We start from the raw sequence: 13,831 nt of genomic DNA on the forward strand, positions 1-13,831 counted from the left end.
TCGTCCTTCCGACGTCAGCGGACGGTCGTGCCGTCGGGTTCGTCGAGCAGTCCCAGTTCGTCGCGCGTGGGGAGGCCTTCCCAGTCGCCGCGGGTGGCGACCGCGAAGGCCGCGGTGGTGACGGCCCGGTCCAGACGGGCGTGGAGGTCGGCGCCGTCCAGGAGTCCCGAGAGATACCCGGCCACGAAGGCGTCACCCGCGCCGACGAGGTCGACGGCGTCGACCCGACGCGCGGCGCGGTGGGTGGTCCCGTCGGCGGTGAAGGCCGTCGCCCCCTGTGCGCCGCGTTTGACGACCACCTCCGTGACACCGCCGGCCAGGAGACCGCGTACGGCCTCCTCCTCCTTCTCGTCCGGGCGTTCCCGCACCAGCGGCAGTTCGTCCTCGGAGGCGATCAGCAGGTCGGTGCGGTCCAGCAGCGGCCGGAGTGCGATACGGGCCTCGTCGGCGCTCCACAGCCGGGAGCGGTGGTTGACGTCGAGGCACACGGTGACCCCGGCGTCGCGGGCGGCCGTGGCGGCGGCCACGACGGTCTCGGCCGCCGACGGGCCGAGCGCCGGTGTGATACCGGTGAGGTGGAGGACGCGGGTCCCCGGGGCCAGCGTGGGCAGCACGTCGGCCGGTGCGAGCGCCGATCCGGCCGAACCGGCGCGGTAGTAGCTGACGCGGGTCAGGGTGCCCAGGCGGGGTTCGGTCAGCAGCAGTCCGGTGGGGCGTCCGGCGTCGTCGGTGACCGCGTGGCCGATGTCGACGCCCTCGGCGCGCAGGGTGCGCAGCACCAGGGCGCCGAGTTCGTCCGCGCCGACCCGGCCCGCCCAGCGCACACGGTGCCCGAGCCGGGCGAGGCCGATGGCGACGTTGGACTCGGCTCCCGCGACGGACAGGCCGAGCGTGCCGCCCATCCGCAGCGCGCCGTGGGCACGCAGCGCCGCCATGGTCTCGCCGAAGGTCACCACCTCGGGCGGCCCCTGCCGGTCCGTGTTCACTGTGTGCCTCCGGCGGCCGTCTCGCGGAACTCGGCGGCCCGGGCGCGCAGTCGGTCCAGGTCGCCGCCGTCGGCCGCGTCGCCGACGAGCGGTGAGCCGACGCCCACGGCCAGGGCACCGCCGGCCAGGTAGTCGCGGGCGGCCGTCGCGTCCACCCCGCCGACCGGCACGAAGGGCACCTCGGGGAACGGGTCGCGCAGGGCCCGCAGATGGCCGGGGCCGCCCAGGGAGGCGGGGAAGAGCTTGACCGCGTCGGCGCCGCGGGCCAGGGCCCCTTCCACCTCGCTCGGTGTCAGCGCGCCCATCAGGAGGGGTACGCCGTACTGCGCCAGTCCGTCGACCAGTGCCGGGGTGACGAGGTAGGACGCCCCGGCGTCGAGCGCGCGGGCCGCGTCCGCCGCCGAGCGCACGGTGCCGGCGCCCAGGAGGGCGTCGGGGCCGAGTGCGGCGCGGGCCTGTCGGATCACGGTCAGCGCGTCGGTGGTGGTCAGCGATATCTCGACGGCGGTGATGCCCTCGTCCACGAGGGTGCGCACCGTGCGCAGGGCGGCGACGGAGTCCTTGCCCCGTACGATCGCGAGCAGGCGGTGGCGGCGGAGGGATTCCACCAGGTCCATGGGAGCGGGCTCTCCTTGCGGGGTCGGTACGAAGGCGGCGGTCGAGGGGAGCTCTACCATTCGGTGAACGCCCCGTCGGGGCCGCGCCATACGGGGTTGCGCCAGCGGTGCCCGGTCTCGGCGGCCCGGCGCACCGCCTGCTCGTCGATCTCGACGCCGAGCCCGGGACGGGAACTCGCGACGGCGTGTCCGTCCCGGAAGCGGAAGGGCTCGGGGTCCATCACATAGTCCAGCAGGTCGCACCGCTGGTTGTAGTGGATGCCCATGCTCTGTTCCTGGATGAGGAAGTTCGGCACGGAGAAGGCGATCTGGAGGCTCGCGGCCAGGGCGATCGGGCCGAGGGGGCAGTGCGGGGCGAGGGCGACGTCGTACGTCTCGGCCATGGCGGCGATACGGCGGACCTCGGAGATGCCGCCGGCGTGCGAGAGGTCGGGCTGGGCGACGGCGATGCCGCTGGCCATGACCTCGCGGAAGTCCCAGCGCGAGTACAGGCGTTCGCCCGTGGCGAGGGGGATGCTCGTGGACTCCACCAGGCCGCGCAGGTGGCCCGAGTGTTCGGGCCGGACGGGTTCCTCGACGAACAGCGGGTGCAGCGGCTCCAGGAGGGGCAGGAGCCGGCGTGACATGGCGGTGGAGGCCCGGCCGTGGAAGTCGACGGCGATGTCCCGCTCGTCGCCGATCACTTCACGCACGGCCGCGACGCGTTCGACGACCTCGGCGGTGCGGGCCGGGGTGTCGATCGCGGCGAGTTCGGCCGAGGCGTTCATCTTGACGGCGGTGAAGCCGGCCTTCATCTGCTCCTCGGCGAGTTCGGCCACATCGCTCGGGCGGTCGCCGCCGATCCAGGCGTACATGCGGACGCGGTCGCGCACCGGGCCGCCGAGGAGCCGGTGGACGGGGACGCCGTAGGCCTTCCCGGCGATGTCCCACAGGGCCTGGTCGATGCCCGCGACCGCGCTGGAGAGAATGGGGCCGCCCCGGTAGAAGCCGCCCTTGGTGAGCACCTGCCAGTGGTCCTCGATCCGCAGCGGGTCCTGTCCGACGACATGGTCGGCCAGTTCGTGGACCGCGGCGCGCACGGTCTCCGCGCGGCCCTCGATGACGGGCTCACCCCAGCCGGTGATCCCCTCGTCGGTGGCGACGCGCAGAAACAGCCAGCGCGGAGCCACCAGGAACGTCTCAAGTCCGGTTATCTTCAAGGCACTTCCTTCGGAAGCGGATCGGTGCCGGCTTCGTTCTGGACCGCGCGTACGGCTGCGAGGTCGTCGGACGCCTGCGCCAGGAGGGATGCGACGGCGGCCACGGCGGCGTCCGCATCGCCCGCTTCGACCGCGTCCAGCAGCTGCTGGTGCACGGGGATGGAGTCGGAGAAGTGCCGGGCGCCGTGCACGATCCGGTCGCGTACGCGCAGACCGGCCTCGATGACGACCTCCATACGGCTGAGGAGTTCGTTGTGCGCGGCGTCCAGCAGGGCACGGTGGAAGGCCAGGTCCGCCTCGACCATCGCCTCCGCGTCCGTGTCCGCCGCCGCCATCGCCTCCAGCGCCTGCCGCATCGCGTCCAGGTCGTCGGGGGTGCGGCGGGCGGCGGCGAACCGGGCACCCGCGGGTTCGACGATCGCGCGTACCTCGGCGAGGTCGGCGAGGAAGCCGTCGGTGGGTGCGCTGCTGCCCTGCCAGCGCAGCAGGTCGCTGTCGAGCAGGTTCCAGTCGGCGCGGGGCCTGATGGTCGTACCGCGTTTCTGCTTCGACTCGAGCAGGCCCTTGGACGCCAGCACCCGCAGCGCCTCGCGCACCACGGTCTTGCTGACGCCGAGTTCCGCCTCGAAGTTGACCGGGTCCACGACGGAGCCCGGGGGGTAGTCGCCGCGGATGATGCGTCGGCCCAGCTCCTCCACGGCCTGGCCGTGCAGCCCCTTGGGGGGATGGGTCACCACGTGCTCCGTTTCCGTATCGGTCCTGATGTGCGGTGCGTACCGCTCATCATGAGGACTCCTTCATGACGCTCCATCCTCCGTCGACCACCAGGCTCGCGCCGGTCACATAGGAGGCGTCCGCCGATGCCAGGAAGGCGACGGCGGCGGCCACCTCCTCCGGCTGCCCGAACCGCCGGGCCGCGGTGGCCGCCACACTGCGCGCCCGCTCGGGCTCCGGGATGCCGTCCCAGGCGGCGGTGAGGATGGGTCCGGGCAACACCGTGTTGACCCGGATCTCCGGACCGTACTCCACGGCCAACTGCCGCCCCAACGAGCACAGCGCGCCCTTCGCGGCGGCGTAGGCGGCGTGCCCGGGCAGGCCGATGACCGCGTGCACCGAGGAGGTGAGGACGACGGAGCCCCGGGCCTCGCGCAGCATGGCCGCGAAGGTCTTCATCCCGCGCCAGGCGGGCTTGAGCAGCACGGCCATCTGACCGTCCCACTCGGCCTCGCTCAGCTCGTGGGCGGGCTTGTTGAGCTGGGCGAAGGCGTTGCTGTGCAGCACGTCCAGCCGCCCGTGGTGTTCCTCGACATGGCGGGCCAGCTGCTCCCAGTCGGCGGCCGAGGTCACATCGCACCGCACGTACTCCGCGTGCCCTCCCCGGCCGGTGGCGGCCGCCGCGACCTCCTTGCCCGCGGTGTCGTCCACGTCCGTGACCACCACTCTCGCTCCCTCGGCCGCGAGCCGGTGCGCGGTGGCCGCGCCGATCCCGTGGGCGGCGCCGGTGATCACCGCCACGCGTCCGCTCATCCTGCGGCATTCCGCCATCGCGCGTGTCTCCCCTCGTGAACTGTCCACGCACCCACCATAGCTGTTTCAATTAATTATGAATATATCTTGACTGCGTGGCGATGCCGCTCCGAAACTGACCGGCATGCCGTAGCCACCTCCGGCACGAAACCAGGAAGGACCCTCCTCCCATGAGCCGCACCACACCCCGCCGCAGAAGCCGGGGCGCCCTCGCAGTCACCCTTGCCGCCTTCACTCTGACCATCTCCGCCTGCGGGGGCTCGACCGGTTCGAAGGACCCCGCGGTCCAGGCACCCGTCAAGCCCGGCCAGAAGGTCGAGCTGCGCTTCTGGTCGTGGGTTCCCGGCGTCGACAAGGCGGTCGACAAGTGGAACGCCACCCATCCGGACATCCACGTCCGGCTGGAGAAGATCCCGGCGGGCAGCAGCGGCGGCTACGCCAAGATGCGCGCCGCGCTCAAGAGCGGCAACGCACCGGACCTGGCCCAGGTGGAATACCAGGAGATCCCCTCGTTCCTGCTGGAGAACGGCCTGGTGAACCTGTCGCAGTACGGCGCGGACAAGGACAGGTCGAAGTTCGTGGACTGGCAGTGGCAGCAGGGAGTCTTCGACTCGAAGGTCTACGCGATCCCCCAGGCCTCCGGTCCGATGGGCCTGTTCTACCGCTCCGACCTGTTCAAGAAGTGGGGCATCGCGCCGCCCGCCACCTGGGACGAGTTCGCCCAGGCGGCGGAGAAGATCCACAAGGCCGACCCGAAGGCCTACATCAGCACCTTCCCCGCCGGCAACTCCGCCTGGTTCACCGCGCTGGCGTGGCAGGCCGGCGCCAAGTGGTTCGGCGTGAACGGCGACACCTGGTCGGTGAACATCGACTCCCCGCAGACCCTGAAGGTCGCCGCGTTCTGGGACAGCCTGCGCGGCAAGAAAGTGATCAAGACCGAACCCGACTTCGCCAACGGCTGGTACAAGGACCTGCAGACCGGTGGCATCACCTCATGGGTCAGCGCCCAGTGGGGCGACGCCATCATCAGCGGCAACGCTCCCCGGACCGCCGGCAAGTGGGCGGTCGCGCCCATGCCGCAGTGGACGAAGGGCGCGAACGTGTCCGCGAACTGGGGAGGTTCCTCAACGGCTGTCCTCAAGGGCGCGGGGCACATCCCGGAGGCCCTGAAGTTCGCCGAGTGGCTCAACACGGACCCCGCGAGCGTCGACCTGCTGCTGCAGGGCGGATACGGCTGGCCCGCGGCGGCCGACGGGTACCAGGGCTCCTCGCTGGACAAACCGTCACCGTTCTTCGGCGGCCAGAAGTACAACGAGGTCTTCGCGACGTCGGACAAGAGCATCGACAACTCGTGGAAGTGGATACCGACGATCGACGCCACCTACCAGCACCTCAACGACGGCTTCCAGGGCGCCGTGGCCGGCAAGGGCACGTTCGTCGACGCGGTGCGGCAGGCACAGAAGCAGACCGTCGAGGACCTGAAGAGGAAGGGTCTGAAGGTTTCCACCGGCCAGTGACCGCCTCCGGAGGGTGCGACACGGCCGCCGCCGTTCTCCCCTCCGGACTGCAGAAAGAACTTCCATGCCGACCCGAGCGCCCCGCCGCAGAAAACTGGCACCCCTCGCCTTCGTCGCGCCCTTCCTCCTGCTGTTCCTGCTGACCTTCGCCGTCCCCATCGGCTACGCCGTCCACCAGAGCGTCATGGACGACGAGCACACCGGAGCCCTGGGGCTCGGCGGCACCCGTACCGTCTTCGTGGCGCTGCGCAACTACTCCGACGCGCTGTCAGATCACGCCTTCGTGCAGAGCATCGGCCGAGTACTGCTGTTCGCGGTGGTCCAGGTGCCGGTGATGGTCGCGCTGTCCGCCGCGCTCGCGCTGCTGCTCGACACCGCCTCGGCCCGAGGCGTGCGGTTCTTCCGCGCCGCCTTCTTCCTGCCCTACGGCGTCCCGGGCGTCATCGCGTCCATCCTGTGGGGCTTCCTGTACGTACCGGGAGTCAGCCCCCTCGTGGACGGCATGCGCCACCTGGGGGTGTCCGTCGACCTGTTGGGCGGAAACACGGTTCTGTGGTCCATCGCGAACATCGTCACCTGGGAGTTCGCCGGCTACAACGTCCTGGTCCTCGTCGCCCAACTGCGCACCATCCCCGCTGAGTTGTACGAGGCCGCCCGCATCGACGGCGCCAGTGCCTGGATGACCGTCCGGCATGTCAAACTGCCGTTGCTGCGGCCGGCGCTGATCCTCACCACGGTCTTCACCATCATCGGCACGCTGCAGCTGTTCGCGGAACCGCTGGTGCTCAAGCCCGTCTCGTCGAGCATCGACAGCGCGTACACGCCCAACCTGAGCGCCTACAACGAGGCGTTCACCAACGACAACTACCACCTCGCCGCCGCCGAGGCGGTGCTGCTCGCCCTCGCCGCGTTCGTGCTCTCCTTCGGTTTCCTGCGGCTGATCAACAAGAGAGGTGGGGACGCGTGAGTCTCCAGACACCGGCCCGCACACTCCCGCCGAGGGGCGAGACGCCGGCCTCCGACGACGGCACGGCGCCGCGCGGCGGCATCACCGGAGTCACCACGCGCAGCCGCGTCCTGGTCACCGGCCTGCTCGTGGCGGCCGCCGGGTACTTCCTGCTCCCGGTGTACTGGCTGGTCGTGGCCGCCACCAAGTCCACCGGCGGCCTGTTCGGCAGCTTCGGCCTGTGGTTCTCGCATCCGCAGTTCCTGAGCAACCTGCACCGGGTGGTCACCTACGACCACGCGATCTACCTGCGCTGGGCCGCCAACAGCCTGCTGTACGCGGGCGTCGGCGCGGGCGTGGCGACGCTGCTGGCCGCGATGTCCGGCTACGCGCTGGCCAAGTTCTCCTTCGCCGGCCGGGACACGATCTTCAACATCGTGCTGGGCGGCGTCCTCATCCCCGCCACCGCGCTGGCGCTGCCCATGTACCTGCTGTTCAGCAAGGCGGGCCTGGCCAACACCTACTGGGCCGTGCTGGTGCCGAGCTTCGTCAGCCCCTTCGGCGTGTACCTGTGCCGGATCTACGCGGCGGCGTCCATACCGGACGAGCTGCTGGAGGCGGCCCGCATCGACGGCGCGGGAGAGTTCCGCATCTTCACGGTCGTCGCGCTGCGCATCATGGCCCCCGCCCTGGTGACGGTCTTCCTCTTCCAGTTCGTCGGCATCTGGAACAACTACTTCCTGCCGCTGGTCATGCTGTCCGACTCCAAGCTGTATCCCATCACCCTCGGTCTGACGTCGTGGCAGTCCTTCGCCGACCGCCAGCCACAGCTCTATCAGCTGACCGTCGGAGGTGCCTTCGTCTCCGTGGTCCCGCTGATGATCGCCATGGTGGCCCTGCAGCGCTTCTGGCGCAGCGGTCTGACCGAGGGCAGCGTGAAGGGCTGACGCCGCCGCACTCGGTCCGACGGCTGGAGGGGGAGGGGCGGACCGCCCCTCCCCCTCCAGCCGTTCGGCGCTCACTCGCCGCCCGGCACGGCCGCCTTCCGGAAGACGTCGTAGACCAGCTTGGGCCGCTGCTCCGCGAACGTCAGCAGGCCCATCACGGAGATGCCGTTGTAGTCCTGGTTGTACCCGGCCCGCTCCTTGTAGTCCTTGAGCACCCAGTAGGTGAACCCTGCGACGAACGCGCTGCGCGCGGTCACCTGCGCCCAGTGCGCGCCGAAGCTCTCCGCCTGCCACTCCTCCGTGCCCTGCGTGGTGCCGGCGCCGTGTGTGCCGGCGATCGCCCAGGTGCCGTTCTCGGTGATCAGGATCGGCTTGTCGGGATACCTCGCGTGCACCGCGTCCAGGGTCGGGCCGAGGTCGGCGTCCCGGCCGTAGAAGTAGCCGAAGTACTCGTTGAACCCGATGACGTCGGCGAGGTCGAACGCGGGGTCGTTGCTGGTGTTGGAGGCCCAGGTGACGGGGCGTGCGGTGAGGTCGACGGACTTCACCGCCGCCTTGAGGTCGGCCAGCCAGGCCCGGTAGACGGGAGCGCCGTCCGCGTCGATCTCGGACTCGTTCTGCAGGCCCCAGAGGATGACCGAGGGGTGGTTGTGCTGGTTCCACGCCATGGTCAGGGCCAGCGCGCGGGCGAGGCCGTAGCGCTCGGTCTGGAGCTTCTCCTGAGCGGTGTTGAGCCACATCGTGTCGATGTCGTCCATCACCAGCACACCGTGCGCGTCCGCCCAGTCGTAGACGTAGGGGTGGCGGTTGTAGACGCAGTTGCGGATGAAGTTGGCGCCCAGGGCCGTGACATGGCCCAGTTCCCGGTCGTACTCGGCCGGCGTCATCGCCCTGCCGTGCGCGGCCGTCTCCTCGTGCCAGTTGAGGCCCTTGAGGAACAGGGGCTCGCCATGGAGACGCAACCGGGCTTCCGTCACGGTCAGTTCGCGTACGCCGTACACCGTGGACAGGGTGTCGACGCGCGGACCCCCGGACCCGCCGGCGGTCAGCGTGGCGCGGGCGGTGAGCGTGTGCGGCGAGGCCGGGCTCCAGCGCGGGGCACCGGGCAGGGGGATCACCACCGGTACGACGCCTGCCGTTCGGGCCGCGATCCTGACCCCGACCCCCGTGGGCCGTCCGCCGCTGCCCCGGCCGGGGTCCAGCGTGAGGCGGCCGTCGAAGTCGGAGTCACCGTGGTTCTCGACGACCGCACGCGCCTCCAGGCGTCCGTCCGCGGCGCTCACGAGCAGTTTGGCGACGGTGACCTGGGGGACCGCCTCGATCCACGCGGATCGGGTCAGCCCCGCGTAGGGCCAGTGGTCGACGGGCTTGTACGGCAGCTCGTGGTCGTCGGTGACCGGCTGGGGGGCCGAGGCCCGGTAGTCGGTGTAGCTCGCCCGGCGGAAGACGCGGACGGCGATGGTCTGGCGTCTCCCCGGCCGCAGCGCCCCGGACACGGGAAGCGCGAAGGGCGAGTTGGCGCCCTCGTGCTTGCCCAGGTGGGTGCCGTCGAGCCAGACCTCGGCGCTGTACCCGGCGGCCAGGAAGGCGATGCGTACGTGCCGGGCGCGCCAGGAGGCCGGTATGTCGACCGTGGTGCGGTACCAGGCGTAGCCGTCGGCGAACGCCGTGCCCGTGCCGAACGGCGCGCTCTGCGAGCCGAAGCCCGGGGTGTTCAGCAGATCCCAGGCGGCCGGGACGTCGATGAGGCCCCACGCCCGGTCGTCGTGGTGGGGGGACTGCCAGCCCTCGTCGAGCCCCTGGTCGGCCGGGTCGAAGCGGAAGCGCCACCGCTTGTCCAGGGACAGGTGGTCGCGGGTGGGCTCCCGGCCGCGCCAGCCGTCGAAGGCGGGAAGGACCGCGCCGTACTGGAAGACGACGCCGGTGCCGCCGATGTCACGCACATGTGTGCCGGAGGGCTCGGTGAGCGGATGGGTGTCGAGCACCGGCCCGTTCGCCGCGCCGACGGCCGTGCCGTCCGCCGCCCGCGCCGTCTCGGGCCAGGCCGGGAGGGCGACGGCGGCGACCGCGCCGAGTGCCGTGACGACGGCACGCCGGGAGGGATGGAGGGATGGGGTCATGCCTCACAGCCTGGACAACCCGATCACCCCCGTCAAGGATTATTCATAAATAATGAATTGAGCTAGCGTGGCCCTCATGACGACATCGCAGCACCCGACGACACCGCACCCCACGACACCGGCGGCCACGGGCCGACTCGCCATCACCCTGTGGGACTTCAGCTGGTACACCCAGGCGGGACCCGGTGAGCCCTTCGCCGATCTCGACCGAGCCTTCGCCGAGACGGTGGAACGCGGCTTCAACACGGTGCGCATCTGCGCCATGCCCTTCCTGCTGTTCTCCGGCCGCGTCCCCGACGCGGAGACCGTTCAGGTCCGCGGCCTGGGCGAGGAGTTCGGACAGCGCACCCGCTGGTACGACGTGCGCGGCGGTTACCCGCTGGACGGCCGCCGGCGCCTCGTCGACCTGTTCGAGGCGGCGGCCCGGCACGACTGCAAGGTGATCGTGTCCTCCTGGGAGTACCAGCAGTCCCCGAGCTTCGCGGACACCGACACCTGGCACCGCGCCCTGGCCGAGGTGCCCGGCCCGGAACGCGCCGAGGTGGTGGCGGAGGCACTCGCCGAGCTGCTGGACTTCCTCACGGAACGCGGGCTGGACGGCCCCGTCGCGTACGTCGAGGTCCACAACGAGGTCGACAACTGCTCCCTGGTCCCCCGTGACGGCGCCACCCACTACGCCTATCTGCGCGGCCCTCTCGACCGTGCCGTGAAGCTGCTGCGGGCCCGGCACCCCGGCATCCCCGCCACCTACTCACTGGGCGAGCCCTGGCCGAGCGAGATCGACGACCTGCCGGAGGGCGCGCAGATCGCGCACTTCCACTTCTACGTCTACGGCGTGCTCGGCGCCCTGTACGAGGCGGTCGGACTCGGCCACGGCACCGAGGCGGCACCCGAGACCGCCGCCTGGCCCACACCCGAACTGGCCGCAATGCTGCGCCCGGACGCGCCCGCCTTCGCCGACCACCAGCCGGACGAACCCTGGCGGCTGGCCGCCACGGGCATTGCGAGGGAACTATTCTACACGCACGACTGGGTCGACCCCGACCGCTGGGACCTGTGGCTCTACGAGAACTATCCGGCCCACCGCGAGGCCATGCGGGAGACCCTGGCCCGGTGGGTCGACTCGGTCGCCGACTTCGCCCGCCGCCGCGACATCCCCGCCGTCCTCGGCGAGGGCGTCGTCGGATACACCCCTCTCCTGACCCGCTTCGAGGAGGACGCCGTGGGCAAGGACATCGCGGAGTTCGTCGTCGACCGCTGCCTCGCGGCCGGCTTCCACGGACTGGTCCTGACCTCCAACGCCGCCCCGCACCACCCCATGTGGCACACCGACGGGGACTGGATGCGGCGGGTCAACGCCCAGATCACCGCGGGCTGACCGGGCTTCCGCCCCGCTTCCGCCTGCCGTCATCCCAGCGGGTCAGCGCACCCGTCCGCGCGGTTTCAGCGGGAGCGGCGGCAGCTGAGGGGCGGGGAGCGGGGCTCCGTCGTACCCCTTCACCTCACCGAACCGTGTGCCGGTCATCCAGTCCTGGTGGGCCTGTTCGATCTCCTCCTGGGACCGTCCGATCCAGTTCCAGAACATGATGAGCTCCTCCTCGAACGGCTCACCGCCCAGCAGCATCAGGCCGGCGTCCGAGGCGGCGCGCAGCGGGAGTTCGGTGCGGCCGCAGCCGAGGTAGAGCATCGAGCCGGGCAGGACCGGCACGCCGTCGACATGGGCCTCGCCGGACATGGACAGGACCGCGTACTCGAAGTCCGGCTCCAGCGGGAGGCGTACGTCCGCGCCCGCGGCGAGGGTCAGGTCGGCGCCCACGATCGGGGTGTACGTCGTGCCGGGCGAGGTCGCGCCGTCGAGGCTGCCCAGGATCAGTGTGGCCTTGAGGCCGGGTGCGGTGACGCGCGGCAGCTCGGCATGGTGCTCGAAGTGCGGCTCGGTGTGGCGGTGGCCGTCCGGGAGGGCCACCCACAGCTGGGCGCCGTGCAGAAAGCGGGCGTGCGGGCGGGGGCTCTCCTCGGAGTGGCTGATGGCCCGGCCGGAGGTCATGAGGCCCAGTTCGCGGGGGCGGATCGTCTGCAGGCTGCCGGTCGAGTCGCGGTGCAGCACCTCGCCCTGGTGCAGCCAGCTGACCGTCTGCAGACCCATGTGGGGGTGCGGCGGGACCTGCATTCCGGCTTCGTCGGCGATGTCGTCGGGCCCGTAGTGATCGACGAAGCACCAGGCGCCGACCATCCGGCGGCCGAGGTTGGGCAGGAGTCGGCGGACCTCGGTGGACTCGCCGAGCTTGACGCGTCGAGGGCTGAGGAGTTCACGGACGGGCTCCGCCACCACGAAACCGCGGCCGCCGCACACGGCGGGAACCGCCTCGCGATCAAGATTGCTCATGGCGCCCAACCTAGCCCCGCGAGGCCGCTCCCGTCAGTCCGTCATCCGGGCTGTCCCGCCCGGGGCCGAAAAATAGTAGCCATGTACATAGTAGCCATGTACTGTATTTCCTATGAGCAACGGTTCCGAGAAGGCGACACCCGGGTTCCTGGTGTGGCGCCTGTCGATGAAGTGGCGGGTGGCCGTCGACCGGGCGGTGGCCCCCCTCGGGCTGACCCACGCGCAGTACTCCCTGGTCGCCTCGCTGTACGGCATGCACCGCGGCGGCGAGCGGCCCAGCCAGCGCCGGCTCGCCGACCACGTGGGCCTGGAGCCCCTGTACGTCTCCAAGCTCGCCCGCGGTCTGGAGTCGGCCGGCCTTCTCGAACGCGCCAGGGACCCCCGCGACCCGCGCGCCGTGCAACTGGCGCTCACCGAGCGGGGCCACGAGGTCACCGGGCGCGCGATCACGGTCGTACAGGGCCTGCTGCGGCAGTTCATGGAGCCGCTCGGCGGCCTGGACAGTCCGCGCGGGCGGGAGTTCACACGCGATCTGGCGGCGTTGCTCGACGCACCTCTCGATCCGTTCAGCGACACCACCGAGACAGCCGAGAAAGAGACGGAGCAGTCATGACCACCACCGCACCTCTCGCGAACGCCCGCACCCTGGGCCTGGCCCACTACGCGGCCCGCGCGGTCCTGGAGAGCGTTCTGGCCCGGCACGGCGCCACCTTCCCGCAGAACGTCGCCCTCCGGCTCGCCGCCGTCGCCGAGGCACCCCTGGAGCGCGAGGAACTCGTCGCACAGGTCGTCCGATCACTCAAGATGGACGCGGCCGACGCGCGGGGAGTCGTCGGGGAACTCCTCGCCAAGGGGCTGCTCACGACCGAGGAGTCCCTGGTCCCGATCACCGATGCCGGACGCGCGTTCCATGCCGAGGTCAGCGCCGAGAGCGCCGAGTTCTCCGCGCGGGTCTGGGGCGGCATACCGGAGGAGGACCTCGCCGCGGCCGGCCGTGTACTGGCCCTGGTGACCGAGCGGGCCAACGCCGAACTGGCCGCCCTGTCGGCCTGAGGACCCCTCGGCCGGCGGGCCGGAATAGGCGACGGCCTCGCCCGGTTGAGCAGGCCGAAGGAGGTCAGCAGTGAACACGACGTACTACGACCACGGGACACCGGCGGAGCGCTGGGAGCGCGCGCGGATGTTCTTCGACGCCAAGGACTACGCCGCCGCGGCGCGTGTACTGGGCGCGCTGGTCGAGGAGGTGCCGGAGCAGACCGGACCGCGGCTGCTGCTGGCCCGCGCCTACTACCACTCCGCCCAACTGCGGCGCGCCGAGACCGAGTTGCGCGTCCTCGTCGAGCGGGACCCGGTGGAGCACTACGCCCGGCTGATGCTGGGCCGCACGCTGGAGCGGCAGGGCCGGCAGGCCGAGGCCGAGTCGCACCTGCGGATCGCCTCGGCCCTGGCGGGTGACTTCGAGCGGGTTTGAGCGGACCGTGACGCCACGACGGCCGGGCCCGGCTCCCTTCGCGGAGCCGGGCCCAGCCGTCGTGTCGATGATGCCGTTCGGCGGAAAGGGCGACGACGCCTCGGCGAGCGTCGAC

14 protein-coding genes are annotated in these 13,831 nt (G+C 71.2%); 7 read left to right on the top strand and 7 right to left on the bottom strand.

Annotated features, from left to right (window positions below):
- Positions 1–14: 14 nt before the first annotated feature.
- From ABZT17_RS36880 to ABZT17_RS36900, 5 genes are read right to left on the bottom strand one after another with little or no spacing between them, the layout of a single operon-like run.
- Positions 15–935, bottom strand: a complete 921-nt coding sequence (locus tag ABZT17_RS36880) for a sugar kinase (protein ID WP_356355757.1) — start codon at positions 933–935, stop codon at positions 15–17.
- A 47-nt stretch (positions 936–982) separates the two neighbouring features.
- Positions 983–1,603 (bottom strand): bifunctional 4-hydroxy-2-oxoglutarate aldolase/2-dehydro-3-deoxy-phosphogluconate aldolase, encoded by a 621-nt coding sequence (locus tag ABZT17_RS36885; RefSeq protein WP_356355733.1) that lies wholly within the window; start codon positions 1,601–1,603, stop codon positions 983–985.
- 53 nt (positions 1,604–1,656) lie between these two features.
- A complete protein-coding gene (gene dgoD, locus ABZT17_RS36890; RefSeq protein ID WP_356355735.1) occupies positions 1,657–2,802 on the bottom strand; it encodes a galactonate dehydratase in 1,146 nt (381 codons plus the stop codon).
- A complete protein-coding gene (locus tag ABZT17_RS36895; protein WP_356355737.1) occupies positions 2,799–3,539 on the bottom strand; it encodes an FCD domain-containing protein in 741 nt (246 codons plus the stop codon). Before ABZT17_RS36895 ends, dgoD begins: the two co-directional genes overlap by 4 nt.
- Before the next feature lie 46 nt (positions 3,540–3,585).
- Entirely contained in the window at positions 3,586–4,329 is a 744-nt protein-coding gene (locus tag ABZT17_RS36900; protein WP_356355738.1) for an SDR family oxidoreductase, read from the bottom strand.
- Between the two features lie 170 nt (positions 4,330–4,499).
- Here ABZT17_RS36900 and ABZT17_RS36905 point away from each other — a divergent pair, with 170 nt between their 5' ends.
- The 3 genes from ABZT17_RS36905 (at position 4,500) to ABZT17_RS36915 (ending at position 7,739) form a co-directional block, all read left to right on the top strand.
- The gene (locus ABZT17_RS36905) at positions 4,500–5,846 is read left to right on the top strand and encodes a sugar ABC transporter substrate-binding protein (RefSeq protein ID WP_356355740.1); all 1,347 of its coding nucleotides are present in this window, start codon (positions 4,500–4,502) and stop codon (positions 5,844–5,846) included.
- A 64-nt stretch (positions 5,847–5,910) separates the two neighbouring features.
- On the top strand, positions 5,911–6,813 hold the full coding sequence (locus ABZT17_RS36910; protein WP_356355742.1) for a sugar ABC transporter permease: 903 nt from the start codon (positions 5,911–5,913) through the stop codon (positions 6,811–6,813).
- Entirely contained in the window at positions 6,810–7,739 is a 930-nt protein-coding gene (locus ABZT17_RS36915) for a carbohydrate ABC transporter permease (RefSeq protein ID WP_356355744.1), read from the top strand. The genes ABZT17_RS36910 and ABZT17_RS36915 overlap by 4 nt, the downstream gene beginning before the upstream one ends.
- A 71-nt stretch (positions 7,740–7,810) precedes the next feature.
- On the opposite strand, the gene ABZT17_RS36920 is transcribed toward ABZT17_RS36915, so the two are convergent.
- On the bottom strand, positions 7,811–9,859 hold the full coding sequence (locus tag ABZT17_RS36920) for a glycoside hydrolase family 2 TIM barrel-domain containing protein (protein ID WP_356355746.1): 2,049 nt from the start codon (positions 9,857–9,859) through the stop codon (positions 7,811–7,813).
- 76 nt (positions 9,860–9,935) lie between these two features.
- Between ABZT17_RS36920 and ABZT17_RS36925 the strand changes: the two genes are divergently transcribed.
- Positions 9,936–11,237, top strand: coding sequence for a cellulase-like family protein (locus tag ABZT17_RS36925; protein ID WP_356355748.1), 1,302 nt, complete (start codon positions 9,936–9,938; stop codon positions 11,235–11,237).
- 42 nt (positions 11,238–11,279) lie between these two features.
- On the opposite strand, the gene ABZT17_RS36930 is transcribed toward ABZT17_RS36925, so the two are convergent.
- Positions 11,280–12,245 carry a pirin family protein gene (locus tag ABZT17_RS36930; protein WP_356355750.1) on the bottom strand — a complete coding sequence of 322 codons (966 nt, stop codon included), beginning with the start codon at positions 12,243–12,245 and terminating at the stop codon, positions 11,280–11,282.
- Positions 12,246–12,357: 112 nt separating this feature from the next.
- Here ABZT17_RS36930 and ABZT17_RS36935 point away from each other — a divergent pair, with 112 nt between their 5' ends.
- The 3 genes from ABZT17_RS36935 to ABZT17_RS36945 all read left to right on the top strand — a co-directional run bounded on the left by ABZT17_RS36935 (position 12,358) and on the right by ABZT17_RS36945 (position 13,716).
- Positions 12,358–12,858 (top strand): MarR family transcriptional regulator, encoded by a 501-nt coding sequence (locus ABZT17_RS36935; protein ID WP_356355752.1) that lies wholly within the window; start codon positions 12,358–12,360, stop codon positions 12,856–12,858.
- Entirely contained in the window at positions 12,855–13,298 is a 444-nt protein-coding gene (locus tag ABZT17_RS36940; RefSeq protein ID WP_356355753.1) for a MarR family transcriptional regulator, read from the top strand. Before ABZT17_RS36935 ends, ABZT17_RS36940 begins: the two co-directional genes overlap by 4 nt.
- A gap of 70 nt (positions 13,299–13,368) precedes the next feature.
- Positions 13,369–13,716, top strand: coding sequence for a tetratricopeptide repeat protein (locus ABZT17_RS36945; RefSeq protein WP_356355755.1), 348 nt, complete (start codon positions 13,369–13,371; stop codon positions 13,714–13,716).
- Positions 13,717–13,831: the final 115 nt, after the last annotated feature.

It is taken from the genome of Streptomyces sp. NPDC005648, assembly GCF_040605395.1.
Taxonomy (GTDB): Bacteria; Actinomycetota; Actinomycetes; order Streptomycetales; family Streptomycetaceae; genus Streptomyces.